At 74.7% G+C, this 23,140-nt stretch carries 20 protein-coding genes; 3 read left to right on the top strand and 17 right to left on the bottom strand.

The window, feature by feature from the left end; all coding sequences use genetic code 11:
- Positions 1-20 precede the first annotated feature (20 nt).
- The 5 genes from ASF47_RS09805 to ASF47_RS09785 all read right to left on the bottom strand — a co-directional run bounded on the left by ASF47_RS09805 (position 21) and on the right by ASF47_RS09785 (position 7,017).
- Positions 21-1,748 (bottom strand): GMC oxidoreductase, encoded by a 1,728-nt coding sequence (locus tag ASF47_RS09805; protein ID WP_056863824.1) that lies wholly within the window; start codon positions 1,746-1,748, stop codon positions 21-23.
- Positions 1,748-3,370, bottom strand: a complete 1,623-nt coding sequence (locus ASF47_RS09800) for a succinic semialdehyde dehydrogenase (protein ID WP_056863823.1) — start codon at positions 3,368-3,370, stop codon at positions 1,748-1,750. The genes ASF47_RS09805 and ASF47_RS09800 overlap by 1 nt, the downstream gene beginning before the upstream one ends.
- 74 nt (positions 3,371-3,444) lie before the next feature.
- Positions 3,445-4,551: a GuaB3 family IMP dehydrogenase-related protein gene (locus tag ASF47_RS09795; protein WP_056863822.1), complete on the bottom strand. Its 1,107-nt coding sequence runs from the start codon at positions 4,549-4,551 to the stop codon at positions 3,445-3,447.
- Positions 4,552-4,606: 55 nt separating this feature from the next.
- Positions 4,607-6,109 (bottom strand): IMP dehydrogenase, encoded by a 1,503-nt coding sequence (gene guaB, locus ASF47_RS09790; protein ID WP_056863821.1) that lies wholly within the window; start codon positions 6,107-6,109, stop codon positions 4,607-4,609.
- Positions 6,110-6,129: 20 nt separating this feature from the next.
- A complete protein-coding gene (locus tag ASF47_RS09785; protein ID WP_235558709.1) occupies positions 6,130-7,017 on the bottom strand; it encodes a GNAT family N-acetyltransferase in 888 nt (295 codons plus the stop codon).
- Between the two features lie 144 nt (positions 7,018-7,161).
- On the opposite strand from ASF47_RS09785, the gene ASF47_RS09780 reads away from it, so the two are divergent.
- Positions 7,162-8,709, top strand: a complete 1,548-nt coding sequence (locus ASF47_RS09780) for a hypothetical protein (RefSeq protein WP_156697844.1) — start codon at positions 7,162-7,164, stop codon at positions 8,707-8,709.
- Positions 8,710-8,807: 98 nt separating this feature from the next.
- Here the strand turns inward: ASF47_RS09780 and groL are convergent, their stop codons facing one another.
- On the bottom strand, positions 8,808-10,433 hold the full coding sequence (groL, locus tag ASF47_RS09775; protein ID WP_056863819.1) for a chaperonin GroEL: 1,626 nt from the start codon (positions 10,431-10,433) through the stop codon (positions 8,808-8,810).
- 144 nt (positions 10,434-10,577) lie between these two features.
- Positions 10,578-10,871 carry a co-chaperone GroES gene (groES, locus tag ASF47_RS09770; RefSeq protein ID WP_056864570.1) on the bottom strand — a complete coding sequence of 98 codons (294 nt, stop codon included), beginning with the start codon at positions 10,869-10,871 and terminating at the stop codon, positions 10,578-10,580.
- A gap of 223 nt (positions 10,872-11,094) precedes the next feature.
- On the opposite strand from groES, the gene ASF47_RS09765 reads away from it, so the two are divergent.
- Positions 11,095-12,288 (top strand): class I SAM-dependent methyltransferase, encoded by a 1,194-nt coding sequence (locus tag ASF47_RS09765; protein WP_056863818.1) that lies wholly within the window; start codon positions 11,095-11,097, stop codon positions 12,286-12,288.
- On the opposite strand, the gene ASF47_RS09760 is transcribed toward ASF47_RS09765, so the two are convergent.
- From ASF47_RS09760 to tsaD, 4 genes are all read right to left on the bottom strand, one after another.
- Positions 12,285-13,427, bottom strand: a complete 1,143-nt coding sequence (locus tag ASF47_RS09760) for a cobalamin B12-binding domain-containing protein (protein ID WP_056863817.1) — start codon at positions 13,425-13,427, stop codon at positions 12,285-12,287. The two genes, ASF47_RS09765 and ASF47_RS09760, sit on opposite strands and share 4 nt — an antisense overlap.
- A gap of 90 nt (positions 13,428-13,517) precedes the next feature.
- Positions 13,518-14,159 carry an MBL fold metallo-hydrolase gene (locus ASF47_RS09755; protein WP_235558707.1) on the bottom strand — a complete coding sequence of 214 codons (642 nt, stop codon included), beginning with the start codon at positions 14,157-14,159 and terminating at the stop codon, positions 13,518-13,520.
- A complete protein-coding gene (locus tag ASF47_RS09750) occupies positions 14,156-15,268 on the bottom strand; it encodes an S-(hydroxymethyl)mycothiol dehydrogenase (RefSeq protein ID WP_056863815.1) in 1,113 nt (370 codons plus the stop codon). The genes ASF47_RS09755 and ASF47_RS09750 overlap by 4 nt, the downstream gene beginning before the upstream one ends.
- 70 nt (positions 15,269-15,338) lie before the next feature.
- On the bottom strand, positions 15,339-16,403 hold the full coding sequence (gene tsaD, locus ASF47_RS09745) for a tRNA (adenosine(37)-N6)-threonylcarbamoyltransferase complex transferase subunit TsaD (RefSeq protein ID WP_056863814.1): 1,065 nt from the start codon (positions 16,401-16,403) through the stop codon (positions 15,339-15,341).
- Positions 16,404-16,453: 50 nt separating this feature from the next.
- Between tsaD and ASF47_RS09740 the strand changes: the two genes are divergently transcribed.
- Positions 16,454-17,317, top strand: a complete 864-nt coding sequence (locus ASF47_RS09740; RefSeq protein ID WP_056863813.1) for a GNAT family N-acetyltransferase — start codon at positions 16,454-16,456, stop codon at positions 17,315-17,317.
- On the opposite strand, the gene ASF47_RS09735 is transcribed toward ASF47_RS09740, so the two are convergent.
- From ASF47_RS09735 to ASF47_RS09710, 6 genes are read right to left on the bottom strand one after another with little or no spacing between them, the layout of a single operon-like run.
- On the bottom strand, positions 17,239-17,763 hold the full coding sequence (locus ASF47_RS09735) for a GNAT family N-acetyltransferase (RefSeq protein ID WP_235558705.1): 525 nt from the start codon (positions 17,761-17,763) through the stop codon (positions 17,239-17,241). The two genes, ASF47_RS09740 and ASF47_RS09735, sit on opposite strands and share 79 nt — an antisense overlap.
- Before the next feature lie 7 nt (positions 17,764-17,770).
- Positions 17,771-18,418 (bottom strand): tRNA (adenosine(37)-N6)-threonylcarbamoyltransferase complex dimerization subunit type 1 TsaB, encoded by a 648-nt coding sequence (gene tsaB, locus ASF47_RS09730; RefSeq protein WP_056863812.1) that lies wholly within the window; start codon positions 18,416-18,418, stop codon positions 17,771-17,773.
- Positions 18,419-18,456: 38 nt separating this feature from the next.
- On the bottom strand, positions 18,457-19,395 hold the full coding sequence (gene tsaE / locus ASF47_RS09725) for a tRNA (adenosine(37)-N6)-threonylcarbamoyltransferase complex ATPase subunit type 1 TsaE (RefSeq protein WP_056863811.1): 939 nt from the start codon (positions 19,393-19,395) through the stop codon (positions 18,457-18,459).
- On the bottom strand, positions 19,392-20,474 hold the full coding sequence (locus ASF47_RS09720) for an alpha/beta fold hydrolase (protein WP_056863810.1): 1,083 nt from the start codon (positions 20,472-20,474) through the stop codon (positions 19,392-19,394). Before ASF47_RS09720 ends, tsaE begins: the two co-directional genes overlap by 4 nt.
- The gene (gene alr, locus ASF47_RS09715) at positions 20,471-21,679 is read right to left on the bottom strand and encodes an alanine racemase (protein ID WP_056864568.1); all 1,209 of its coding nucleotides are present in this window, start codon (positions 21,677-21,679) and stop codon (positions 20,471-20,473) included. Before alr ends, ASF47_RS09720 begins: the two co-directional genes overlap by 4 nt.
- 34 nt (positions 21,680-21,713) lie before the next feature.
- Positions 21,714-23,105, bottom strand: a complete 1,392-nt coding sequence (locus ASF47_RS09710; protein ID WP_056863809.1) for an NAD(P)H-hydrate epimerase — start codon at positions 23,103-23,105, stop codon at positions 21,714-21,716.
- Positions 23,106-23,140 lie beyond the last annotated feature (35 nt).

The raw sequence follows: 23,140 nt of genomic DNA, 5'->3' as shown, positions 1-23,140 counted from the left end.
CGCGGTCTAGACAGGCGCCCTCAGCTGACCCCCACGATCGGCAGCCGCAGCGCCGCCGGCGCCTGCGGAGGTACGGCGGGCGAGCGCGGCTCGACCGGGGCCACGCGCTCGTAGCCGGCCCCCAGCGGCGGGCGGCGGTCGGCCTCGCCCTTGTTGGGCCACAGCGCCATCGCCCGCTCGGCCTGGGCGGTGATCGTCAGCGACGGGTTGACCCCGAGGTTGGCGCTGATCGCCGACCCGTCGGCGACGTGGAGGCCGGGGTGGCCGTAGACGCGCTGGTAGGGGTCGACGACGCCGGTCTCGCTGCTCTCGCCGATGGCGCAGCCCCCGATGAAGTGGGCGGTGAGCGGCATGTTGAACGGCTCGCCGATGTTGCCGCCGGCGGTGCCGCCGAGCACGCCGGCGATGCGGCGCACGGCCTCGTTGGCCACCGGGATCCAGGTCGGGTTGGGCGCACCGTGACCCTGGCGCGAGGTCATCCGCCAGCGCCCGGTGAGCCGGTCGCGCTTGCCGTAGGTGGTGATGGAGTTGTCTAGGCTCTGCATCACCAGCGCGATGACGGTGCGCTCCGACCAGTGGCGCAGGTCGTAGAGCTCGAGGAGCTTGGCCTTCTCGGTCCACATCGCCTTGAGCCAGGTGCGCCAGCGCGGGCCCTCGCCGTCGCCGTCGGTGAGGACGGTCTGCATCATCGCCATGGTGTTGAAGCCCTTGCCGTAGCGGCACGGCTCGATGTGGGTGTGCTCGTCGGGGTGCCAGCTGGAGGTGATGGCGACGCCGTAGGAGTAGTCGGTCGGGTCGGAGGCCGGCGCGATCGCGCCGAGGATCGACTCGGAGTTGGTGCGCGAGAGGTAGCCGAGCCGGTCCGAGAGCCCCGGCAGGTGGCCCTCGTCCTTCATCCGGTGCAGCAGCTTCTGGGTGCCGAGCGAGGCGGCGGCGAAGACGACGTGCTCGGCGGTCAGGGTGCGGGTCGTGCGGGCGGTCGCGCGCCTGGCCTTGGTGTACCTGACCGCGACGTCGTAGCCGCCGCCCTCGCGGGGGCTGACCCGGGTCACCGTGGTCAGCGGCATGACCCGCGCGCCCTTCTTCTCCGCGAGGTAGAGGTAGTTCTTGACCAGGGTGTTCTTGGCGTTGTGGCGGCAGCCCGACATGCACTCGCCGCAGTTGAGGCAGGCGTTGCGGTCGGGGCCCTCGCCCCCGAAGAACGGGTCGGCGACCTTCTCCCCCGGCTCCTGGCCGGGGCCGCCGAAGAAGACCCCCACCGGCGTCGGGTGGAAGGTGTCGGCCACGCCCATGTCGCCGGCGACCTTCTCCATGACCTCGTCGGCCGGGGTGCGCACGGGGTTCTCGACCACGCCGAGCATCCGCTTGGCCTGATCGTAGTAGGGGGCGAGCTCCTCGCGCCAGTCGGTGATCGAGGCCCACTGCGGGTCGGCGTAGAACTGCTCGAGGGGCTCGTAGAGGGTGTTGGCGTAGACCAGCGAGCCGCCGCCGACCCCCGCGCCGGCCACGATCAGGGTGTCGCGGACGGCGTCGATGCGCTGGATGCCGTACATCCCCAGGGCCGGGGCCCACAGGTAGCGCTTGAGGTCCATGGTGCCGGAGGCGAAGTCGTCGTCCTCGAAGCGCGGCCCGGCCTCGATGACGCCGACCTTGTAGCCCTTCTCGGTCAGTCGCAGCGCGGTGACGGAGCCGCCGAAGCCGCTGCCGATCACCAGGACGTCGTAGTCGTGCTCCACGTGCTTGCCCATCAGGCGCGCCCCAGCTTCTTCATCAGGCGGAGGTTGAGGGTCATCACCTTCGCGTAGGTCTCTTCCGACATGCCCAGCACGGGCGAGAACCGCAGCAGCCGCTGGGTGGCGACCGACTGCGACTCGGTGTAGCGGTGGATGCCCTCGCTGCCCTGGCGCCGGCCCATGCCCGAGGCGCGCATGCCGCCCATCGGGGAGTCGACGCTGGCGAAGGTCGCGGCGAAGGCCTCGTTGACGTTGACCGTGCCGCAGCGCACCCGACGGGCCAGCTCACGGGCGCGGGCGCCGTCCTGGCTGTAGATCGAGGCGTTGAGGCCGTAGTCGCCGTCGTTGGCCCGGGCCACGGCGTCGGACTCGTCGTGGAAGCGGTAGAGCGAGATCACCGGGCCGAAGGTCTCCTGGCCGAAGCAGGTCATCTCGGGGGTCACGCCCTCGAGGATGGTGGGCTCGAAGACGAAGGGGCCGAGGTCGGGGCGGGCCCGTCCGCCGGTGAGCACGCGGGCGCCCTTGGCCACGGCGTCCTCGACGTGACGGGTGACGGTCTCGAGCTGGTCGGCGGAGATCAGCGAGCCCATGTCGTTCTCCCACGCCAGCGTGGCCCCCAGCGTCATCGCCTGGGTGCGGGCCACGAAGCGCTCCACGAAGCGGTCGTAGACCTGGTCGGCCACGAAGAGCCGCTCCATCGAGACGCAGAGCTGGCCGGCGTTGGAGAAGGCACCGCGCACGGCGCCCTCGGCGGCGCGCTCCACGTCGGCGTCGCGCAGCACCAGCATGGGGTTCTTGCCGCCGAGCTCCAGCGAGCAGCCGATGAGCCGCTCGGCGCAGGCCTGGGCCACGCGGGTGCCGGTGGCCGTCGAGCCGGTGAAGCAGACGTAGTCGGACTTCGCGATGATCGACGTGCCGACCACCGAGCCCGGCCCCGAGACGACCTGCCACAGGTCGCGCGGGAAGCCGGCCTCCTCCAGCAGCTGGGCGCCCAGCAGCGCGGTGAGCATGGTCTGGCTGTCGGGCTTGGCCACGACCGCGTTGCCGGCCATCAGCGCCGGCAGGCCGTCGCACAGCGCCATCGTGAAGGGGTAGTTCCACGGCGAGATGATGCCGACGACCCCCTTGGGGACCCGGTTGACCTCGACCCGCGTCAACACCGGCACCACGCCGGCCCTGCGCCGGGTGTCGAGGTGGTCGTGGGCCGTGCGGGCGTAGTAGCGCGCCGTCAGCGCGATGTGCAGGGGCTCGTCGAAGGCGTGCTTGCGGGCCTTGCCCGACTCCAGCACAATCAGGTCGAGGATCTCCTCCTGGCGGTCGAGCACGAGGTCGTGCAGCCGCATGAGGATCGCCGAGCGGTGCTCCAGGCTCGTGCGCGACCAGGCGACCTGGGCCCGGCGGGCGCGGACGAACGCCTCGGCCACGTCGGCCTCGCTCGACTGCGGCAGGTGGGCCAGCGGCGCCCCGTCGAGGGGCGAGTGCACCTGCACCGTCTCCCCCGAGGTGGCCAGGACGCGCTGGGTCAGCGAGGCGACGTAGTCGGGCTCGAGGGCGTAGGACGCGGTCGGGTCGTGCTCGGGGTCGTGCGGGCCCTCGACGAGCGGGCCGCCGGCCGGACTGGGGTTCGCGGCGTTCATGTACCGAGAGTATGTGACTGCGGTCTCCGCGACTACCCTTCGGTAGCTCTCGGCCGGGAAAGCCTTCTCACGCCTCAGCCGATGACGACCCCGACCCGCTGGAACTCCTTGACGTCGGTGTAGCCCGTGGTCGCCATGGAGCGCTTGAGGGCGCCGATGAGGTTCATCGTGCCGTCGGCGACCCGCGAGGGGCCGAAGAGGATCTCCTCGAGGGTGCCGACGGTCTCGAACTGCACGCGCCGACCGCGCGGCAGCTCGGCGTGGTGGGCCTCGGTGCCCCAGTGGAAGCCGTGGCCCGGCGCGTCGGTGGCGCGGGCGAAGGGAGAGCCGACCATGACCGCGTCGGCCCCGCAGGCGATGGCCTTGGCGACGTCGCCGGACTGGCCGATCGACCCGTCGGCGATGACGTGGACGTAGCGCCCGCCGGACTCGTCGAGGTAGTCGCGGCGCGCCGCGGCCACGTCGGCCACGGCGCTGGCCATGGGCACGGCGATCCCGAGCACGGTGCGGGTGGTGTGGGCGGCCCCGCCCCCGAAGCCGACCAGCACGCCGGCGGCACCGGTGCGCATCAGGTGCAGCGCGGCCTGGTGGGTCGCGCAGCCGCCCACGATCACCGGCACGTCGAGCTCGTAGATGAACTCCTTGAGGTTCAGCGGCTCGGCCTGGCTGGAGACGTGCTCGGCCGAGACCGTCGTGCCCCGGATGACGAACATGTCGACACCCGCGTCGACCACGGCCTTGGCGAACTCCTTGGTGCGCTGCGGCGACAGCGAGCCGGCCACGGTCACCCCGGCCTCGCGCACCTCGCGCAGCCGCTCGGTGATGAGCTCGGGCTTGATCGGCTCCTCGTAGATCTCCTGCATCCGGCGGGTGGCGTCGACGCCCTCCAGCCCCGCGACCTCGGCCAGCAGCGACTCGGGGTCCTCGTAGCGGGTCCAGATGCCCTCGAGGTTGAGGACGCCGAGGCCGCCGAGGCGACCCAGCGCGACGGCGGTCGCCGGCGACATCACCGAGTCCATGGGTGCCGCGAGCACCGGGAGGTCGAAGCGGTAGGCGTCGATCTGCCAGTGGGTGCTGACCTCCTCGGGGTCGCGGGTGCGCCGCGAGGGCACGATCGCGATGTCGTCGAAGGAGTAGGCACGCCGGGCGCGCTTGGCCCGGCCGATCTCGATCTCGGTCACCGGGGAAGGCTACTAGAGGTGCGCCGGGGCCCCGACGTGCAGGAGGCCCGGCGGATCAGCGGCCGGTGTAGTTCGGAGCCTCGACGGTCATCTGGACGTCGTGGGGGTGGCTCTCCTTGAGCGAGGCCGAGGTGATCCGCACGAAGCGGCCCTTGTCCTGCAGCTCGGGGATGGTGCGCGCACCGACGTAGAACATCGACTGGTTGAGCCCGCCGATGAGCTGGTGGGCCACCGCCGAGAGCGGACCGCGGTAGGCCACCTGGCCCTCGATGCCCTCGGGCACGATCTGGTCGTCGCTGGTGACCTCGGCCTGGAAGTAGCGGTCCTTGGAGTAGGACTTCTTGCCGCGGCTCGACATCGCGCCGAGCGAGCCCATGCCGCGGTAGGCCTTGAACTGCTTGCCGTTGACGAAGACCAGGTCGCCGGGCGACTCCTCGCAGCCGGCCAGCAGCGAGCCGACCATGACCGACTCCGCCCCGGCCACGATCGCCTTGGCGATCTCGCCGGAGTGCTTCATGCCGCCGTCGGCGATCACCGGCACGCCGGCGGGGGCGCAGGCCAGCGAGGCCTCGTAGACCGCCGTCACCTGGGGCACGCCGACCCCGGTCACGACGCGGGTGGTGCAGATCGAGCCCGGGCCCACGCCGACCTTGACCGCGTCGGCGCCGGCGTCGACGAAGGCCTGGGCGCCCTCGCGGGTCGCGACGTTGCCGCCGATGACCTGCACGTGGCGGGTCGCGGGGTCGCCCTTGAGGCGCGCGACCATGTCGAGCAGGAGGCGCACGTTGCCGTGGGCGGTGTCGGCGACCAGCACGTCGACCCCGGCCTCGACCAGGGTGGTGGCCCGCTCCCAGGCGTCGCCGAAGTAGCCGATGGCCGCGCCGACCATGAGCCGTCCGGCGCCGTCGTAGGAGGCGTGGGGGAACTGCTCGCCCTTGACGAAGTCCTTCACGGTGATCAGGCCGGCCAGGCGGCCCGCGTCGTCGACCAGCGGGAGCCGCTCGCGCTTGTGCTTGCGCAGCAGCAGCGTGGCGTCGTCGCGCGAGATGCCGACGTGGCCGGTGATGAGCGGCATCGGCGTCATCATCTCGTCGACCTTGGTCGTCGCCCACTCCGCGACCGGGGTGAAGCGCAGGTCGCGGTTGGTGATGATGCCGAGCAGGCGGTTGTCGGTGTCGACCACCGGCAGGCCGGAGACGCGGTACTCCCCGCAGATGCGGTCGAGGTCCTCCAGCGTCGCGTCGGGGCCGATGGTGACGGGGTTGGAGATGATGCCGGTCTGGGTGCGCTTCACGAGGTCGACCTGGTAGGCCTGGTCCTCGATGGAGAGGTTGCGGTGGAGCACGCCGAGGCCGCCCTCGCGGGCCATGGCGATGGCCATGCGCGACTCGGTGACGGTGTCCATGGCCGCGCTCACGAGCGGGACCTTGAGCGAGATCTCGCGGGTCAGCCGCGAGGTCGTGTCGATGTCGGCCGGCGCCAGGTCGGAGTGACCGGGCAGCAGCAGGACGTCGTCGTAGGTCAGCCCGAGGGCGGCGAACTTGTCAGGGAGCTCCACCCCCCAAGCCTAACCGCGGGTCAGCCGGGAAGCGGCTTCAGGTCGCGCACGGGGACCCTGACGCTCAGCACGTCGGCGGCCATCCTGATCCGCCCCCGCATGCCCGCGGCCAGCACCATCGGCAGCACCGCCTGGTTGTCGGAGCGGGTGGTGAGCAGGATCTCGTCGGCGCCGAGCATGTGGGCCAGCCTCGAGGCGTCCACGAGCAGGCGCGTGCCGATGCCGCGGCGCTGGAAGCCGGGGTCGACCCGCAGCGCCACCGGGCGCACCACCGCCCCGTCGTCGCCGGGCACCGGGTCGTGGACGGTGGCCAGACCCACCACGACGCCGTCGAGCACGGCCGAGACCGAGGCACCGTCCACGGCGTACTCCGGGGTCACCCCGCCGCCCAGGCGCCGGCCCGGGCTGGTCGTGCCGATGGCCGCCGACTCACGGCTGCGCTGGAGCACGTCGCTGACCAGGTCGGCCATGGCCGCGCCGCGGGCGCGCTCGGTCTCGGTGAAGGGCGCCGCCCGGCGCACCTGCACCTGCACGTCGCCCACCGTCAGCTCCAGGGAGTCCTGCGGCGGGCCGTCACCCGGCGCGGGGTCGGACTCGGCGTCGAAGAGGCGGGCGACCACCTCGGGGAAGGAGGTCGGGCGGGCCAGGATCGTGCGCGCCGCCTGGACGTAGCGGGTCGGCTGGTCGGAGAGGGCGGCGGCCGAGCACGGGGTCGCCGACACGTAGGTCCACCCCGACCCCTCGACGAGCAGCGCGAGGTCGTGGACGTCCCAGCCCTCGGGGGTGCGCATCACGAGCTCGTCGGTCACGGCGTCGGCGCCCGGGAAGATCTGCAGACCCAGGATGTTGACCCCCGCCTCGCCGCAGCGCTGGGCCAGGCGGGCGAGCCCGCCGGGACGGTCGGGCATGGTCGTGCGCACTCTCCACAGCATGTCGCCCACGCTCGCCGCCGCGCGTTGCCGGGAGGGATCGGGGATGTTTCGGGCGTGCAACGGCTGCTCGCAGCGTTGCGGTGCGACGTGGGCGGCCCCTCGCCTGAGAGGCTGTCGCCCATGACGACGGCACCTGCGCGCGCGCTGGCGCCGTCCGTGGTCCACCGCGTGGTGCACCGCGTCGGCGCGGCCGTCGAGTCACGCTGGACCGTGCCGCTGGCGGCCGTGCTCGTGGTGCTGCTGCGCCTGCCCGGTCTCTCGCGGCCCGTGCGGGCCGACGAGGCCGGCTTCCTGCTGGTCGCCCGCTCCTGGGACCCCTCCCCCGACAGCGTCTACGGACGCTACTTCGTCGACCGGCCCCCGTTGCTCATCGAGGTCTTCCGGCTCTCCGACCTCCTCGGGGGGCCGCTGTTCATCCGGGTGCTGGGCGCGCTGGCCGCCGCCCTGCTGGTCGTGGCCGCGGCCCGCACCGCCCGGCTCGTGGCCGGGGAGCGCGCCGCCGGGTGGGTGGCGGTCGCGGTGGCCGCGATGAGCGCCAACACGCTCATCGACGCCGTCGCGGTCAAGGGCGAGCTCCTCGGCGTGCCCTTCGTGATGGCGGGCTGCTGGCTCTCGCTGCTCGCCCTGCGGCGCGACTCGGCCGCCCTGGCCTTCCTGGCCGGCGTGCTCGCCTGCACCGCGGTCGGCTTCAAGCAGAACCTCGCCGGCGGCCTGGCCTTCGCCGGCGCGCTCCTCCTCGCCTCCCTGCTCACCCGGGCCGTCGCCCCCGGCACCTTCGCCCGCCTCGCACTCGCCGGGCTGGCCGGCGCCGCCACCCCCGTCGCCGCCACGGTGGCGTGGGCGTGGTCGCAGGGCGTGCGCCTCGACGTGCTCTGGTACGCCGTCTACGGCTTCCGCTCCGACGCCGCCGTGGCGCTGGCCGGCGAGGCCACCGGCGAGCCCGCGACGCGGCTGGCCACCCTCGTGCTGAGCGCCGTCGGGGCCGGGATGCTGCTCATCGTCGCCGGCTTCGTGGTGCACGTGCGTGGCGAGTGGGCCGGCGACCCCGCCCTCACCGCCGCGACCGCCACCCTGGTCCTCTTCGACGTCACCGCGCTGGTGCTCGGCGGCAGCTTCTGGCGCGACTACCTGCTGGCCCTGCTCCCGGCCACGGCGCTGTGCGCCGCCCTGCTGGTGCGCCACGGGTCGCGGCGCGGCCTGCGCATGCGGGCGGTGATCCTCGGCGCGGCCGCCTCCACCGTCGTCTGCCTGCTGGGGTGGGTCGTGATCCAGGCCAGCGGGCTGCAGGAGTTCGACGAGGTGCGCACCGGGCAGGCCGTCGGGCGGGCCGCCGCTCCCGGCGACACGATGGTCGTCTTCGGGGGGCGCGCCGACCTCCAGCTGGCGAGCGGCATGGCCTCGCCGTACGAGCACCTGTGGAGCCTGCCGATGCGCACCCTCGACCCCGACCTCGCCGACCTGGGCGCGGTGGTCGCCGGACCGGAGCGTCCGACGTGGATCGTGGAGTGGGTCGACTTCACCACGTGGAGCCCGGCCGGCGGTGCGGCGCTCGCCGACCTCGTCGGGAGCGAATACGTCGCGCACGGTGCGGGCTGCGGCGACGAGGGCCGCACCGTGTGGCTGCTCCGCGGCGTCGAGCGCCCGGCGGTCGCGCCCGACTGCGGCTGACCTGACCGGCCTGCCGACCGGGCCCGCCGCAGACGACGACGGCGCCGGGCCCCGTGAGGGACCCGGCGCCGCCGGTGGATCAGGTGGTGCCTAGCGGCTCAGTGGCCGTGCCCGTGGCCGTGGCCGCCGCCCGCGGGGGCGTCGTCCTCGTCCTCGGGCTTCTCGACGATGAGCGTCTCGGTCGTCAGCAGCATCGCCGCGATCGAGGTGGCGTTGACCAGCGCGGAGCGGGTCACCTTGACCGGGTCGAGCACGCCCTGGGCGACCAGGTCGCCGTAGGTGTCGGTGGCGGCGTTGTAGCCGTTGCCGACGCCCATCTCGCGGACCTTGGTGGTGACGACGTAGCCGTTGACGCCACCGTTCTCCGCGATCCAGCGCAGCGGCTCGTCGGCCGACTTGCGCACGATGCGCACGCCGACGGCCTCGTCGCCGGTGAGGCCGAGGTCGCCCTCGAGCACGGACACCGCGTGGATGAGGGCCGAGCCGCCACCGGCGACGATGCCCTCCTCGATCGCGGCGCGCGTCGCGGAGACGGCGTCCTCGATGCGGTGCTTCTTCTCCTTCAGCTCCACCTCGGTGGCGGCGCCGACCTTGATCACGCAGACACCGCCGGCCAGCTTGGCGAGGCGCTCCTGGAGCTTCTCGCGGTCCCAGTCGGAGTCGGTGTTCTCGATCTCGGCCTTGATCTGGTTCACGCGACCCTCGACGGCGGCGGCGTCGCCGGCGCCGTCGACGATGGTGGTGTTGTCCTTGGTGACCACGATGCGGCGGGCCTGGCCCAGCACCTCGAGGCCGACCTGGTCGAGCTTGAGCCCGACCTCGGGGGCGACGATCTCGCCACCGGTCAGCGTCGCGATGTCCTGCATCATCGCCTTGCGGCGGTCACCGAAGGCGGGGCTCTTCACCGCGACGGCGTTGAAGGTGCCGCGGATCTTGTTCACGACCAGGGTCGAGAGGGCCTCGCCCTCGACGTCCTCGGCGAGGATGAAGAGCGGCTTGCCGGCGGCGATGACCTTCTCCAGCAGCGGCAGGAGCTCGGCGATCGCCGAGATCTTGCCCTGGTGCAGGAGGATGTAGGGGTCGTCGAGGACGGCCTCCATGCGCTCGGGGTCGCTGACGAAGTACTGCGACAGGTAGCCCTTGTCGAACTGCATGCCCTCGGTGAAGTCGAGCTCGGTGCCCATGGAGTTGGACTCCTCGACGGTGATGACACCGTCCTTGCCGACCTTGTCGAAGGCCTGCGAGAGCAGGTCGCCGATGACCTTGTCACGGCTCGAGATCGTGGCCACGGAGGCCATGTCCTCGACCGAGTCGACCTCGCGGGCGGCGTCGCGCAGGGCGTCGCCGACGGCGGCCGCGGCGAGGTCCATGCCCCGCTTGAGGCCCATCGGGTTGGCGCCGGCCGCGACGGCCCGCAGGCCCTCGTGGACCATGGCCTGGGCGAGCACGGTGGCGGTGGTGGTGCCGTCACCGGCGACGTCGTTGGTCTTGGTGGCGACCTCCTTCGTCAGCTGCGCGCCGAGGTTCTCGAAGGGGTCGTCGAGCTCGATCTCACGGGCGACGGTCACACCGTCGTTGGTGATGGTCGGCGCGCCCCACTTCTTGTCGAGGACGACGTAGCGGCCCTTGGGGCCGAGCGTCACCTTGACGGCGTTGGCGAGGGCGTCGACGCCCCGCTCGAGGGCGCGGCGGGCGCTCTCGTCGAACTCAAGAATCTTGGGCATGCGTTCTCCTTAGAAGCACGAGGCTTTCAAGCACTGGCCTGACGTGCCTGGCGCCCGGCTGGCGAGGCGCCGCCGCGACGACGACCGTGGAGCGAAGCGGGTCGTCGAGCGGCGGCAACGCTGCCAGCCGGGATGCCAGGTGCGTCAGGAGACGACGGCGAGGACGTCGCGGGCGGAAAGGATGAGGTACTCCTCGCCGGCGTACTTGACCTCGGTGCCGCCGTACTTGCTGTAGATGACCTTGTCGCCGACGGCGACGTCGAGCGGGACGCGGTTGCCCTTGTCGTCGATGCGGCCGGGGCCGATCGAGACGACCTCGCCCTCCTGGGGCTTCTCCTTGGCGGTGTCCGGGATGACCAGGCCGGAAGCCGTGGTCTGCTCGGCCTCGAGCGTCTTGACGACGATGCGGTCCTCGAGGGGCTTGATGTTGACCGACACGATGTCGACCTCCACTTTCGTCACTACTTGATGGCGGGTGGTGCACGTCTGGGTCCACCGCTCGCGTGGCACGCCGTCGCGGGGGTCGCGCTGCGCTGCGGGTGGCTGGCACACTCACGGGGAGAGTGCCAACCCAGAAACTAGCACTCGCTCACCCTGAGTGCCAGGGCCGGGGTCCCCCGCGGCTGCGGCGGCACCCGGACGGCCTGACAGGATCGCGGCCATGGACCTCGACGACCTGCGGTGGCTGCTCACCGACGACGGCCAGGCCCTGCTCGCCGAGGCGGTGGCCGTCCTGCGGGCCGGGCCCGCGACGCCGGACCCGCTGCGGGTCTCGGCCTCGCTGCGCCGGCGCCACCCCGGGACCGACCCCGCCCACGTCGCCGCGGCGCTCACCCAGGCCACGCTGCGCCGCCGCGCCGAGGCCAAGCTGGGAGAGGACGCCCGGCTGCTCTACTTCACCCCCGACGGCCTGGAGCAGGCGACCCGTCGCGCCGTCGCCGACCACCGCGCGGCCCGGCTGCGCGCCTTCGAGGCGATCTCGCTGGTCGACCTGGGCTGCGGCATCGGCGGGGACCTGATGGCGGGCGCCCGGGCCGGCATCGTCTGCGCGGGCGTCGACCTCGACCCGGTGCGGGTCGAGGTCGCGCGGGCCAACCTGGCCGCGCTGGGCCTCGACGGCGCGACCGTCGTCGCCGACGCCACCACGGTCGACACCTCCCCCTTCGACGTCGCCTTCGCCGACCCGGCGCGGCGCACCGCACGGGGTCGCACCTTCGACGTCGACGACTGGACGCCGCCCTGGTCGTTCGTCGAGGGCCTGCTGCGCCGCGACGCGTGCGTCAAGGTCGCGCCCGGGATCCCCCACGACCTCGTGCCCGAGGGCGTCGAGGCCGAGTGGGTCAGCGACCACGGGGAGGTCAAGGAGGCCGCCCTGTGGGCGGGCCGGCTGGCCACCACCCGCCGCCGGGCCACCGTCATCGGCGACGGCGGCCTGGCCACGCTCACCGACGAGGACGACCCCGGGGCTCCCGTGCGGTCCCTGGGGGCCTACCTCTACGAGCCCGACGGCGCCGTCGTGCGCGCCGGGCTCGTCACCGCCGTCGCCGCGGCGCACGCCGGTGACGGCGCGGGCCTGCTCGACCCCCACATCGCCTACCTCACCTCCGACTACGCGACCCGTACGCCGTTCGCGCGCGGCTACGAGGTGCTCGAGGAGCTGCCCTACCGCGAGAAGCAGCTGCGCGCGGCGCTGCGCGAGCGGGGCGTGGGCCGGCTGACCATCAAGAAGCGCGGCGTCGACGTGGTGCCCGAGCAGCTGCGCAAGCGGCTCGCGCTGCAGGGTGACGGCGAGGCCACCCTGGTGATGACCCGCGTGGCCGGCGAGGGCACCGCCCTGCTGGTGCGCCCGCTCTAGCCCGGGGCGTGCCCCGGCGCCGCCCCGGCCAGGTGGACCCGCGCCAGGGGGTGGCCGCGCAGCGGCTCGGCCAGCAGGCCCCACACCTCGGCGACCAGGCCGTCGGGGGCGCGGCGGGCCTCGAGCACGCGCTCGAGCCAGTCGCGCACCTCGATCATGATGGTCTCGTCGCCGACCACGAGGGCGGCGGCGAGGCAGCCGAGGACGTGGTCGACGTAGCCCGGGAAGTCGGTCCACCAGTCGGGGGCGCTGGAGGGCGCCCCGACCGCGACGTCGTGGCGGGCGGCGATCGCGCGCACGACGTAGGGCGCGATCTCGTGGTGGTAGTCGGCGATCCAGGCGGCCTCCACGTCGGCGGGCCCGGCCTCGGCGGGACCCGTCTGCGGCACCCGTGACGGGAGGGCGTCGATGACCCGCGCCGCCTCGCCCGGGGTGGCGGCGTAGGCGGTCGCGCCGAGCGCGAGGGCGCGGGTCTCGTCGCCCCCGAAGGCCTGGCCGCCCACCACCACGGGGATGCCGATGGCCCGGATGGAGCTGAAGAGCGACTTCTGCCCGGCCAGCGAGGAGGTGAGCGAGGCGCTGAAGAGCACCGCCCGGGGCTTGAGGCTGAGGATGTCGTGCAGGAGCCCGGCGGGCTCGGGGTCACCGCCGACGTAGGTGACGCGGTAGCCCGCGAGCAGCAGCGACTCGGCCACGATGAGCGCCGGGAGCGCGTGGCGCTCGTGCTCGAGGCAGGAGACGATGACCAGCGGCGCCGACGGGTCGGCCTCGGGGGCGAAGGAGCCCAGCCAGTGCACGAGGCCCTCGTTGATCGCGGTGGCCTGGTGCTCCTGGGCCACGCTCCACCCACCGGTCAGCCAGAGGTCGCCGATGCGGGCCTGGGCCGGCACGACGAGCCGCTCGATGACCTCCATGGGGGCGGCCCCGCCCTCGTGGCGCTCACGCACCACGGCCAGGGCGCCGTGGCGGTCGCCCGTCTCCAGCGCGGCCCAGTAGGTGGTCCACGCCGGCTCCCACTCCGGGTCGTCGACCGGGGCGAGGGCCACCGGGGGGAGGGTCGTCGTCGCGTCGTGGGTCGGGGGACCGCTCGCGTCGGTCGCCGGGTCGGGACCGGGGTCGTGCTGCACCTGCTGCTGCACCGTGCACCTCCTGGGGGGATCTCACGACTTTACCCAGGCCGACCCTGGCGGCCCTCGCCCGAGCGGGCGAGGGCCGCGGGTGGAGCGGGCTCAGCCCGCCAGGCCGGCGCGCTCGGCGCCGATGGTGGTGTCGTCGCCGTGACCGGTGTGGACCACGGTCTCGTCGGGCAGGGCGAGGAGCTTCTCGCGGATCGAGGCCTCGATGACGTCCTCGTCGCTGTAGGAGCGACCGGTGGCCCCCGGACCTCCCTGGAAGAGGGTGTCGCCGGTGAAGACGCACCCCAGCGCCGGGGCGTGGAAGCACACGGCCCCCGGGGCGTGGCCCGGCGTGTGCAGCGCCCGCAGGACCGTGCCCCCGACGAGGATCTCGAAGCCGTCGCCGAGGTCGACGTCCCACAGGTGGCCCTCGCCGTCCTCGGTGAGGTGGGTCAGGTCCCACAGCGGCTTGTCGTCGGGGTGCAGCATGATCGGCGCCACCACCCGCTCGCGCAGGGCCGGCGCGACCCGCGAGTGGTCGTCGTGGGCGTGGGTCAGCAGGATCGCCCGCACGGTGCGCTCACCCACCAGCGCCAGGATGTCCTCGACCGAGTGCGGGGCGTCGATGACGACGCACTCGGTGTCGTCGCCGACGACCCAGAGGTTGTTGTCGACCTGGTGGGTCTCGCCGTCGAGGCTGAAGGTGCCGCTGGAGACGGCGTGGTCGATCCGCACTCCCCCGGCAGCGCCGCTCACACGATCACCACCGAGCGCAGCACGCCGCCGTCGTGCATCTTGGCGAAGGCGGCCTCGACGTCGTCGATGCCGATCTCCTCGGTCACGAAGGCGTCGAGGTCGAGCCGGCCCTGCTGGTAGAGGTCGACGAGCATCGGGAAGTCGCGGCTGGGCAGGCAGTCGCCGTACCAGCTGGACTTCAGGGCGCCGCCGCGGCCGAAGACGTCGATGAGCGGGATCTCCGGCACGGTCATGTCGGGGGTCGGCACGCCGACCAGGACGACGGTGCCGGCCAGGTCGCGGGCGTAGAACGCCTGCTTCCAGGTCTCCGGGCGGCCCACGGCCTCGATGACGACGTCGGCGCCCTCGGCCCCGGCGTAGGTCTGGGCGCAGATCTCCTTGATGGCCTCCACCGGGTCGGTGGTCGAGGAGTCGACAGTGTGGGTGGCGCCGAGGGCCTTGGCGGTCTCGAGCTTGCCGGCGTCGATGTCGACGGCGATGATCGGGCTCGCGCCGGCCAGCGCGGAGCCCGCGATCGCGGCCACGCCCACGCCCCCGCAGCCGATGACCGCGACCGACTTGCCGCGGCCCACGGCGCCGGTGTTGATCGCCGCGCCGATGCCGGCCATCACGCCGCAGCCCAGCAGGCCGACGGCGGCCGGACGGGCCGACGGGTCGACCTTGGTGCACTGGCCGGCCGCGACCAGGGTCTTCTCGGCGAAGGCGCCGATGCCCAGCGCGGGGCTGAGCTCGGTGCCGGCGTCGTCGCCCTCGGCCAGCGTCATCTTCTGGGTGGCGTTGTGGGTGGCGAAGCAGTACTGCGGCTCGCCGCGCTCGCAGGCGCGGCACTGGCCGCACACCGCGCGCCAGTTGAGCACGACGAAGTCGCCGGGGGCCACCGAGGTGACGTCGTCGCCGACGGCCTCGACGACGCCGGAGGCCTCGTGGCCGAGCAGGAACGGGAAGTCGTCATTGATGCCGCCCTCGCGGTAGTGCAGGTCGGTGTGGCACACCCCGCACGCCTGGATCTTGACCACGGCCTCGCCCGGCCCGGGGTCGGGCACGTTGATCGTCGTGACCTCGACGGGCTGTCCCTTGGCCCGTGCGACGACGGCCTTCACCTGCTGCATGGTTCTCCTCCGGTCGGGGATGGCGCCAAGCGGCGCCGGTGGCCCCGAGCCTAGGCGGTGCCCCGGACGCTCAGCCGGCGAGGACGTCGGTGACGGGCAGCGAGGAGTCGGCGGGCAGGTCGAGGGAGGAGGGCGTGCGGCCGCGGGCGACCATCTCGGCGCCGAGGGCCGCCACCATCGCGCCGTTGTCGGTGCACAGGCCGGGCCGCGGCACCCGCACCCGGATGCCCAGGGTCTCGGCGCGCGACTCCGCCAGCGCCCGCAGCCGGGAGTTGGCCGCGACCCCGCCGCCGATGAGCAGGTCGTCGATGCCCTCGCTGGCCGCCGCGTCGAGCGCCTTGCGCACCAGCACGTCGCACACCGCCTCCTGGAAGGACGCCGCCACGTCGGCCACCGGCACCGGCTCCCCCGAGCGCTCCCGGGTATCGACCCACCGCGCCACCGCGGTCTTGAGCCCGGAGAAGGAGAAGTCGAAGCGGTGCCGCTCGAGGTCCTTGCGGGCGGTGAGGCCGCGGGGGAAGTCGATGGCCACGCTGTCTCCCTCGCGGGCGACCCGGTCGACGTGGGGACCCCCGGGGAAGGGCAGGCCCAGCAGCCGGGCGACCTTGTCGAAGGCCTCCCCCGCGGCGTCGTCGATCGTCGAGCCCATCGAGACGATGCCGTCGTCGTGGCCGGTCACGTCGGCCACCCGCAGCAGGCTGGAGTGGCCCCCGCTCACCAGCATCGCCACGCAGGGCTCGGGCAGCGCGCCGTGCTCGAGCTGGTCGACGGCCACGTGGGAGGCCAGGTGGTTGACGCCGTAGAGCGGCTTGCCGAGGCCGAGCGCGAGGGCCTTGGCCGCGGCCACCCCCACCAGGAGGGCACCGGCGAGGCCCGGCCCGTGGGTCACCGAGATCGCGTCGACCTCGTGCAGGGCGACCCCTGCGGTCTCGCAGGCCCGCTCGATGGTCGGGACCATGACCTCGAGGTGGGCCCGGCTCGCGACCTCGGGCACGACGCCGCCGAAGCGCGCGTGCTCCTCGACGCTGCTGGCCACCGCGTCGGCGAGCAGGGTGCGCCCGCGCACGATGCCGATGCCGGTCTCGTCGCAGGAGGTCTCGATGCCCAGCACCAGGGGTCCGTCGGTGTGCTCCACGCGCCCATTGTGCCCGTCGAGCGCCGGGGGTCGCGTGCCAGCATGGCGGGGTGCGTGACGAGGGTGTCGGTGTCGAGGTCGGGGTCGGGGTCGGGGTGGACGGCGGCGTCGGGGAGGGGCCGACGGGCGAGCCGGCGCGGGAGGTGTCGGTCGAGGAGCTCTACGCCGGGTGCGGCGCGGCGCTGCTGCACCACCAGGTGCCGCGCGCGGGGGTGCGGCGGGCGTGGCTCGCCGGGCCGACCGCGGCCGCGTGGTGGGGGCCGGGCGGTCGACCCGGTGGGCCCGTCGACGTCGTGACCGCGGTGGGCCCCCCGGCCCTGCTCGGCCCCGTGCTGACGCTGGCCGCCGCCACGTCGCCCACGCCCGGGCGGCTCAGCGTCGAGGCCCGCTCGGCCCACGTCGTGCCGGCGCCGTGGCGCCAGGTCGACCCGTGGACGTGGCACTGGATGCGGGCCCGGCGCGGCGACGTGCCGCTCGCGCCGACCCCGGAGGTGGTCGACCTCGGCCTCGCGCACCCCGAGGAGGTCGACGCCGTGCTCGACGCCGCCAACCCCGGGTCCTTCGCCCGCTCCGACACCCCGGGCGTCCTCACCTGGCACGGCGTACGCCGCCCCGGGCCGGGCCGCCCGCTGGTGGCGGTCGGTGCCCTGGCCGCCCAGCCCGACGGCAGCGGGCACCTGCGCGGGGTGGCGGTGCTGCCCGGGGAGCGCGGCCGCGGGCTGGGCCGGGCGGTGTCGACGTCGCTGACCCGCGCGGGCCTCGCCCTGGCCGACGTGGTCACGCTGGGCGTCTACACCGACAACGCCCCGGCGCTGGCCGTCTACGCCTCGCTGGGCTACGAGACCGTCCACACCTTCGTCTCGGGCCCCGCGAGCGCACGCTCGAGCACGACCGCGGCGGTGCCGTCGCGGTAGTAGCGCGACCGGCGCGCGATCTCGCCGAAGCCGCGGGCGGCGTAGAGGGCCCGGGCGCCGGCGTTGTCCTCGCGCACCTCGAGCAGGAGCCGCTCGGCGCCGGCCTCGCGGGCCAGCGCCGCCACGGCCTCCAGCAGGGCGCTGGCCAGCCCGCCGCGGCGCCGGTCGGCGGCCACCGCGATCCGCTGGAGCTCGGCGGGATCGGGGCCCGGGTCGGGGTCCGGGTCGGCGGCGGCCGTCGCCGGCAGGGGCAGGCTGACCACGGCGTGGCCCACCACCTCGGAGCCGTCCTGCGCCACGAGGTAGACGACGGTGGGCAGATCGCCGGCGAGGCCCGCGCCGACCAGCGCCTCGCTCCAGGCGTCGTCGCCGAGCCCCTTGCGCTCGAGGCCGACCACCGCGTCGAGGTCGGCGAGGGTTGCGCGGCGCACGAGCGCGCCGCTCACGGGCCCGTCACGGGGCGGCGGCGGCCGGCACCGCGCGCGCCACCGCGTCGGGGCGGCGCAGGTAGAGCGGCTCGGGGTCGAGCAGCTCGACCCGCTCCTCCGCGATGGCACGGGCCAGCCAGCCTGCGCCGGGGCGCTGCGGCCCGAGCGCGGCGGGGAAGGCCTCGGGATAGAGCGCGCCGCCCTCGCCCACCACGGGACGGTCGGTGGCCAGCACGGCCGGCTTGTCGACCACCGGGCCCTCGAGGCGGGCGCCGTCGGCGTCGTAGGAGGCGAGGTAGACCTCCTTGCGCCGGGCGTCGGTGGCCACGACGAAGCCGCCGGCCAGCCGCTCGCCGAGGGTGTCGGCGGCCTCGACGGCCAGCACGTCGAGGGAGCAGGCGGCGTAGACCGGGAGCTCCAGCACGAAGCCGAGCGTGCGCGCGGTGACGAGCCCGACCCGCAGCCCGGTGAAGGGCCCGGGGCCGGCGCCGACCCCGATCGCGGTGAGGTCCTGGCGCACGATGCCGGCCTGGGCCAGGGCCCGCTCGATGAGCGGGGCCAGCTGCTCGCCGTGCTTCATGGTGCGCTCGGAGACCAGGTCGACCACGACGTCGTCGCCGTCGTGGAGGGCCACGCAGACCTGGGGCGAGGAGGTGTCGAAGGTCAGCAGCACGCGCCCGAGGCTAGCCCAGCCCGCGGACCGACCCGGGATCAGCCGAGGGCGCGGAAGGACAGGGCGTGCCAGCGCGGGCCGACCGGCGTGATTTCCACCCGGCGCGGGTCCTCGCTGCCCTCGGGGTCGAGGTCGCGCACGATGTTGATCTCCAGGCGCGACTCGCTGAGGCCCTCGGCCAGCCCCGCGCCCCACTCCACCACCGTCACCGCGTCGGACAGCGAGGTGTCGAGGTCGAGGTCGTCGAGCTCGTCCAGGCCGCCCAGGCGGTAGGCGTCGACGTGCACCAGCTGCGGACCGCCCACCTCCGAGGGGTGCACGCGGGCGATGACGAAGGTCGGCGAGGTCACCCCGCCGCGCACGCCCAGCCCCGCCCCGAGGCCCTGGGTGAAGGTCGTCTTGCCGGCCCCCAGCTCGCCGGTGAGCACGATGAGGTCGCCCCGCGTGAGCTGGCCGGCCAGCGAGCGGCCGATCCCGCGCATGGCCTCCGCGGTCGGCGCGGCCCAGACCGCCGTACGCAGGGGCCGGCGCATCTCGACGTGCGGGGAGTAGCGCAGGATCTCCTTGAAGCCCTGGCGCTCCCAGAAGCGCACCGTGCGGGGCAGCTCCTCGCGCGCGACGACGGTGAGGTCGTCGGTGCCCGTGCCGGAGGCCTCGACCGCCTCCACCGCGGCCTCGATGAGCGCCCCGGCGATGCCGTGGCCCTGGTGGTCGGGGCTGACGGCGAAGCGGCGCAGGTAGGTCGTGCTGCCGACCGGGTCGAGCACGACGGCACCGACGGGCTCGCCGTCGAGGCAGGCCAGCAGGCCCCCGCCGCCGGCGCCGACGCGGCTGAGCCTCTCAGCGATGGTCTCGACGCTCTCCCCGAGCGCGTCGGCCGGCGGGTCGAGCGGGGGGCGCGCGGAGAACGCGGCCCGCACCACCTCGAGCACCTCGCGGGCGTGCTCCGGGCCGACCTGGCGCACGGTGAGCGTCATCGGCGCGACACCTGCTCGGTCGCGGCGGCCACGAGCTGGTCGATCTCGGCGTTGACGTGGTCGTGGCGCTCCATCATCACCATGTGGCCCGCCCCCTCGCACTCCAGCAGCCGCGAGCCCTCGATGCGCTCGTGCAGCTTGCGGCTGTGGCCGACCGAGGTGAGCTTGTCGGCGGTGCCGCACACGATCGAGACCGGCACCTGCTCGAGCACCTCCACGCTGTCGAACTTGTCGAGGCCCTTGAAGCTCGGGAAGAACTCCGCGACCACCGCGAAGGGCGTCGCGCTGAGCATGTCGTCGACGAAGCTGATGTAGGAGGCCGGCACGTCGTCGCCGAAGGCGAAGACGTCGGTTGCCACCGTCGCGAAGCTGCGACCGAGGCGACGCGCGAGGTCGACCAGGTGGTGCCCGCGGGCCAGGGTCTTGACCGCCGAGCCGGTCACCCGGCTGCCCAGCGGGGTCGGCACCAGCGGCAGCAGCAGCCGGCTCGGGTCGAGCCCGCCCGCGGTCGTGGCGATGAGGCCCACGCCGACCACCCGGTCGCCGACCAGCTCGGGGAACTGCTCGACCAGCGCCACGATCGACATGCCGCCCATCGAGTGGCCCACGAGCACCACCGGGCCCTCGGGCACGACCTCGTCGAGCACCTGGCGCAGGTCGCGGCCCAGCTGGTCGATGGTGGCGTTGCCGCGCGGGGAGCGGCCGGAGCGGCCGTGGGAGCGCTGGTCGTAGTAGACGCTGCGCACCAGGCCGCGGTAGCCCGCGCGCTGGAAGTGCCAGCAGTCGAGGTTGAGCGCGTAGCCGTGGCAGAACACGACGGTCAGCGGCGGCTCGCCCGGCCCGCGGCCGAGCTGGCCGCGCGGCGCGGCGTACTCGTCGACCTCGACGTGCAGCGGCACGCCGTCGTCGGCGACCACCGTGCGCGCCGGGGAGCGCAGCGAGCCGAAGCGCACGGTGTCGCCGGCGCCGTGGCGGGCCATGACCCGGCGGTAGCGGGCGACGCTGACGGCGGCGGTGCCGGCCGCCGCCGCGCCGGCGGCCCCGGCCGCCAGCTGCCAGATGCGGCTGCGGGCGCTCATGCGGTCTCCTGCGGCTCGAGGACGGGTACGACGGTCGGGGCCGGGTCGGCCCCGGGCACCGCCCCGGTGTGGCGCCGGTGCAGCCGCCCGCCGAGGCGGGTGACGATCTCGTAGCTGATCGTGCCGCACGCCTCGGCCCAGTCCTGGGCGCTGGGCGCCGGCGCCGGGCCGATCAGCACGGCCTCGTCGCCGGCCCGGGCACCGGGCGCGCCGAGGTCGACGACCAGCTGGTCCATGCAGACGGTGCCGCGCACGGGCACCCGGTGGCCGGCCACGGCGACCTCGGCCCGGTCGGAGGCGTGGCGCGGGACCCCGTCGCCGTAGCCCACCGGCACCAGGCCGAGGGTCGTGGCGGCGGGGGCGACCCAGCGGTGGCCGTAGGAGACCCCGGCACCGGCCGGGACCTGCTTGACCAGGGCGAGCGGGGAGCGCACGGTCATCGCCGGGCGCAGCCCGAGGTCGGGGGTGTGCCCGGGGGCGGGGTCGAGGCCGTAGGCGGCCAGGCCGCAGCGCACGAGGTCGAAGCGGGCCGAGGGGCGCAGCAGGGCGCCGGCGGAGTTGGCCAGGTGCCGCACCTCGGGGCGCAGCCCGGCGGCCTCGGCGAGCGCGACCGCCTCGCGGAAGGCGGCCTCCTGGGCGGCGTTGGCGGGATGGTCGGGCTCGTCGCTGCACGCGAGGTGCGACCACAGGCCGGTGACGCGCCACGACCCGTCGCGCTCGCCGGCCCGGGCGGCGGCGACCAGCGCGGGCCAGGCGGCGGCGGTGGAGCCGCCGCGCGACAGGCCGGTGTCGACCTTGAGCTGGAGCCGCGCCGGACGGCCCGCCCGCGACACCGCGGCCGACACCGCGGCGAGCTGGTCGAGGTCGTAGACGGTGACGTCGACGTCGGCGGCGACGGCGCCCGCGTGGTCGTCGGCGGGCACGGTGAGCCAGGTGAGCAGCCGGCCCCGGTCACCGGCGGCGCGCAGCGCGGCCGCCTCCTCCAGCGTGGCCACGCCGAGCCAGTCGGCGCCGGCCCCACGGGCCGCCCGGGCGACCTCGAGCATGCCGTGGCCGTAGCCGTCGGCCTTGACCACCACCATGAGCGCCGCGGGCGCCACCTGCGTGCGCAGCACGCCCACGTTGTGCCGGACCGCCGCCAGGTCGACGACGATCTCGGGGTGCGGGGGCCCGGGCTCGGGCGCGGCGGAGGGCGACGGGGTCATCGCGGCCATTCTCCCACCACCGCGCGCCGACGCCTCACCCGGCGAGGCACGCGCGCACGACGCCCGGCACCGCCCGGGCGACGTCGAGGGCGACCAGCGGCCCGCCGTCGGCGGCCACGGTGGCGGCGGCGCCGTGCACCCACGACCCGACCGAGGCGGCGTCGAAGGGGTCGAGGCCGGCCGCGAGCAGGGCGCCCACGAGCCCGCCCAGCACGTCGCCGGCGCCCGCTGTGGCCAGCCACGGCGTGCCGGTGGTGGTCGAGCGCACCCGTCCGGCGGGGGTGGCGACGAGCGTGTGGCGGCCCTTGAGCAGCACCACCGCGTCGTACGCCGCCGCCGCGTGGCGGGCGAAGTGCAGCGGGCGGGCCTCGATCGCGGCGCGCTCCTCCCCCAGCATCGCCGCCAGCTCCCCGGCGTGGGGAGTGAGCACCGCCGGCACGCCGAGCGGGCCCTCGACGTGGGCGAGGGCGTCGGCGTCGACGACCACGGGCACCCCGTCGGCGAGCGCCGCGCGCAGCTCCTCGCCGGCGGCCTCGCCGCCCCCGGAGCCGACCACCCAGGCCTGCACCCGGCCGGGCCCGACGACCTCGGGGTGGGCGTCGCGCACCCGGTCGGTGACGGCGCTGTCGCCGACGTGGCGCACCATGCCGACCAGGCCGGTGGCCGCGCCCGCGACCGACAGCAGGGCCGCGCCGGGATAGGTCGCCGAGCCGGCCCGCACGCCGACGACGCCGCGGGTGTACTTCTGGGCGTCGGGCGCCGGGCGCGGCAGCAGCGCGGCGACGTCGGCCGGCTGGAGGGCCTCGAGGTCGGCGGGGGGCAGGTCGAGGCCGAGGTCGACCAGGTGCACCGGTCCGCAGGCGGCCGCGGCCGGGTCGACGAGGTGCGCCGCCTTGAGCGTGCCGAAGGTGACGGTGAGGTCGGCGCGCACGTGGGCGCCGTCGAGCTCACCGGTGTCGACGTCGACGCCCGAGGGCGTGTCGACCGCCACCACGGGCACCCCGCGCACGGCCTTGAGGGCGGCCACCGCCTCGGGGCGCAGGCCGGGTCGACCGCCGATGCCGACCACGCCGTCGAGCACCACGTCGTAGTCCGCACCGGCCAGGGGGGCCACGCCGTCCACCACGCGTCCCCCGGCGGCCCGCAGCGCGGCGAGGCCCTGGGCGTGCACACGCTCGGAGAGCAGCAGCGCGTGGACCCCGCAGCCGCGACGGGCGAGGTGGGCGCCGGCCCACAGGGCGTCGCCGCCGTTGTCGCCCGAGCCCACGAGCAGCAGCACCCGTGCGCCGTACGACGCACCGAGCAGCCTCGCCACCGCGTGGGCCAGGCCGGTCGCCGCCCGCTGCATCAGCGCGCCCTCGGGCAGCCGCGCCACGAGGGCCGCCTCGGCGGCACGGACCTGCTCGACGGTGTGGGCGCTCCTCATGGCCCGACCCTAGCCACGCCGTGCCACGCGGGGCG

It is taken from the genome of Nocardioides sp. Leaf285 (assembly GCF_001422955.1).
GTDB classification, from domain to species: Bacteria; Actinomycetota; Actinomycetes; order Propionibacteriales; family Nocardioidaceae; genus Nocardioides; species Nocardioides kribbensis.
Note: the sequence above shows the minus strand (reverse complement) of the source record. Positions and strands in the feature narration are given on the sequence as shown.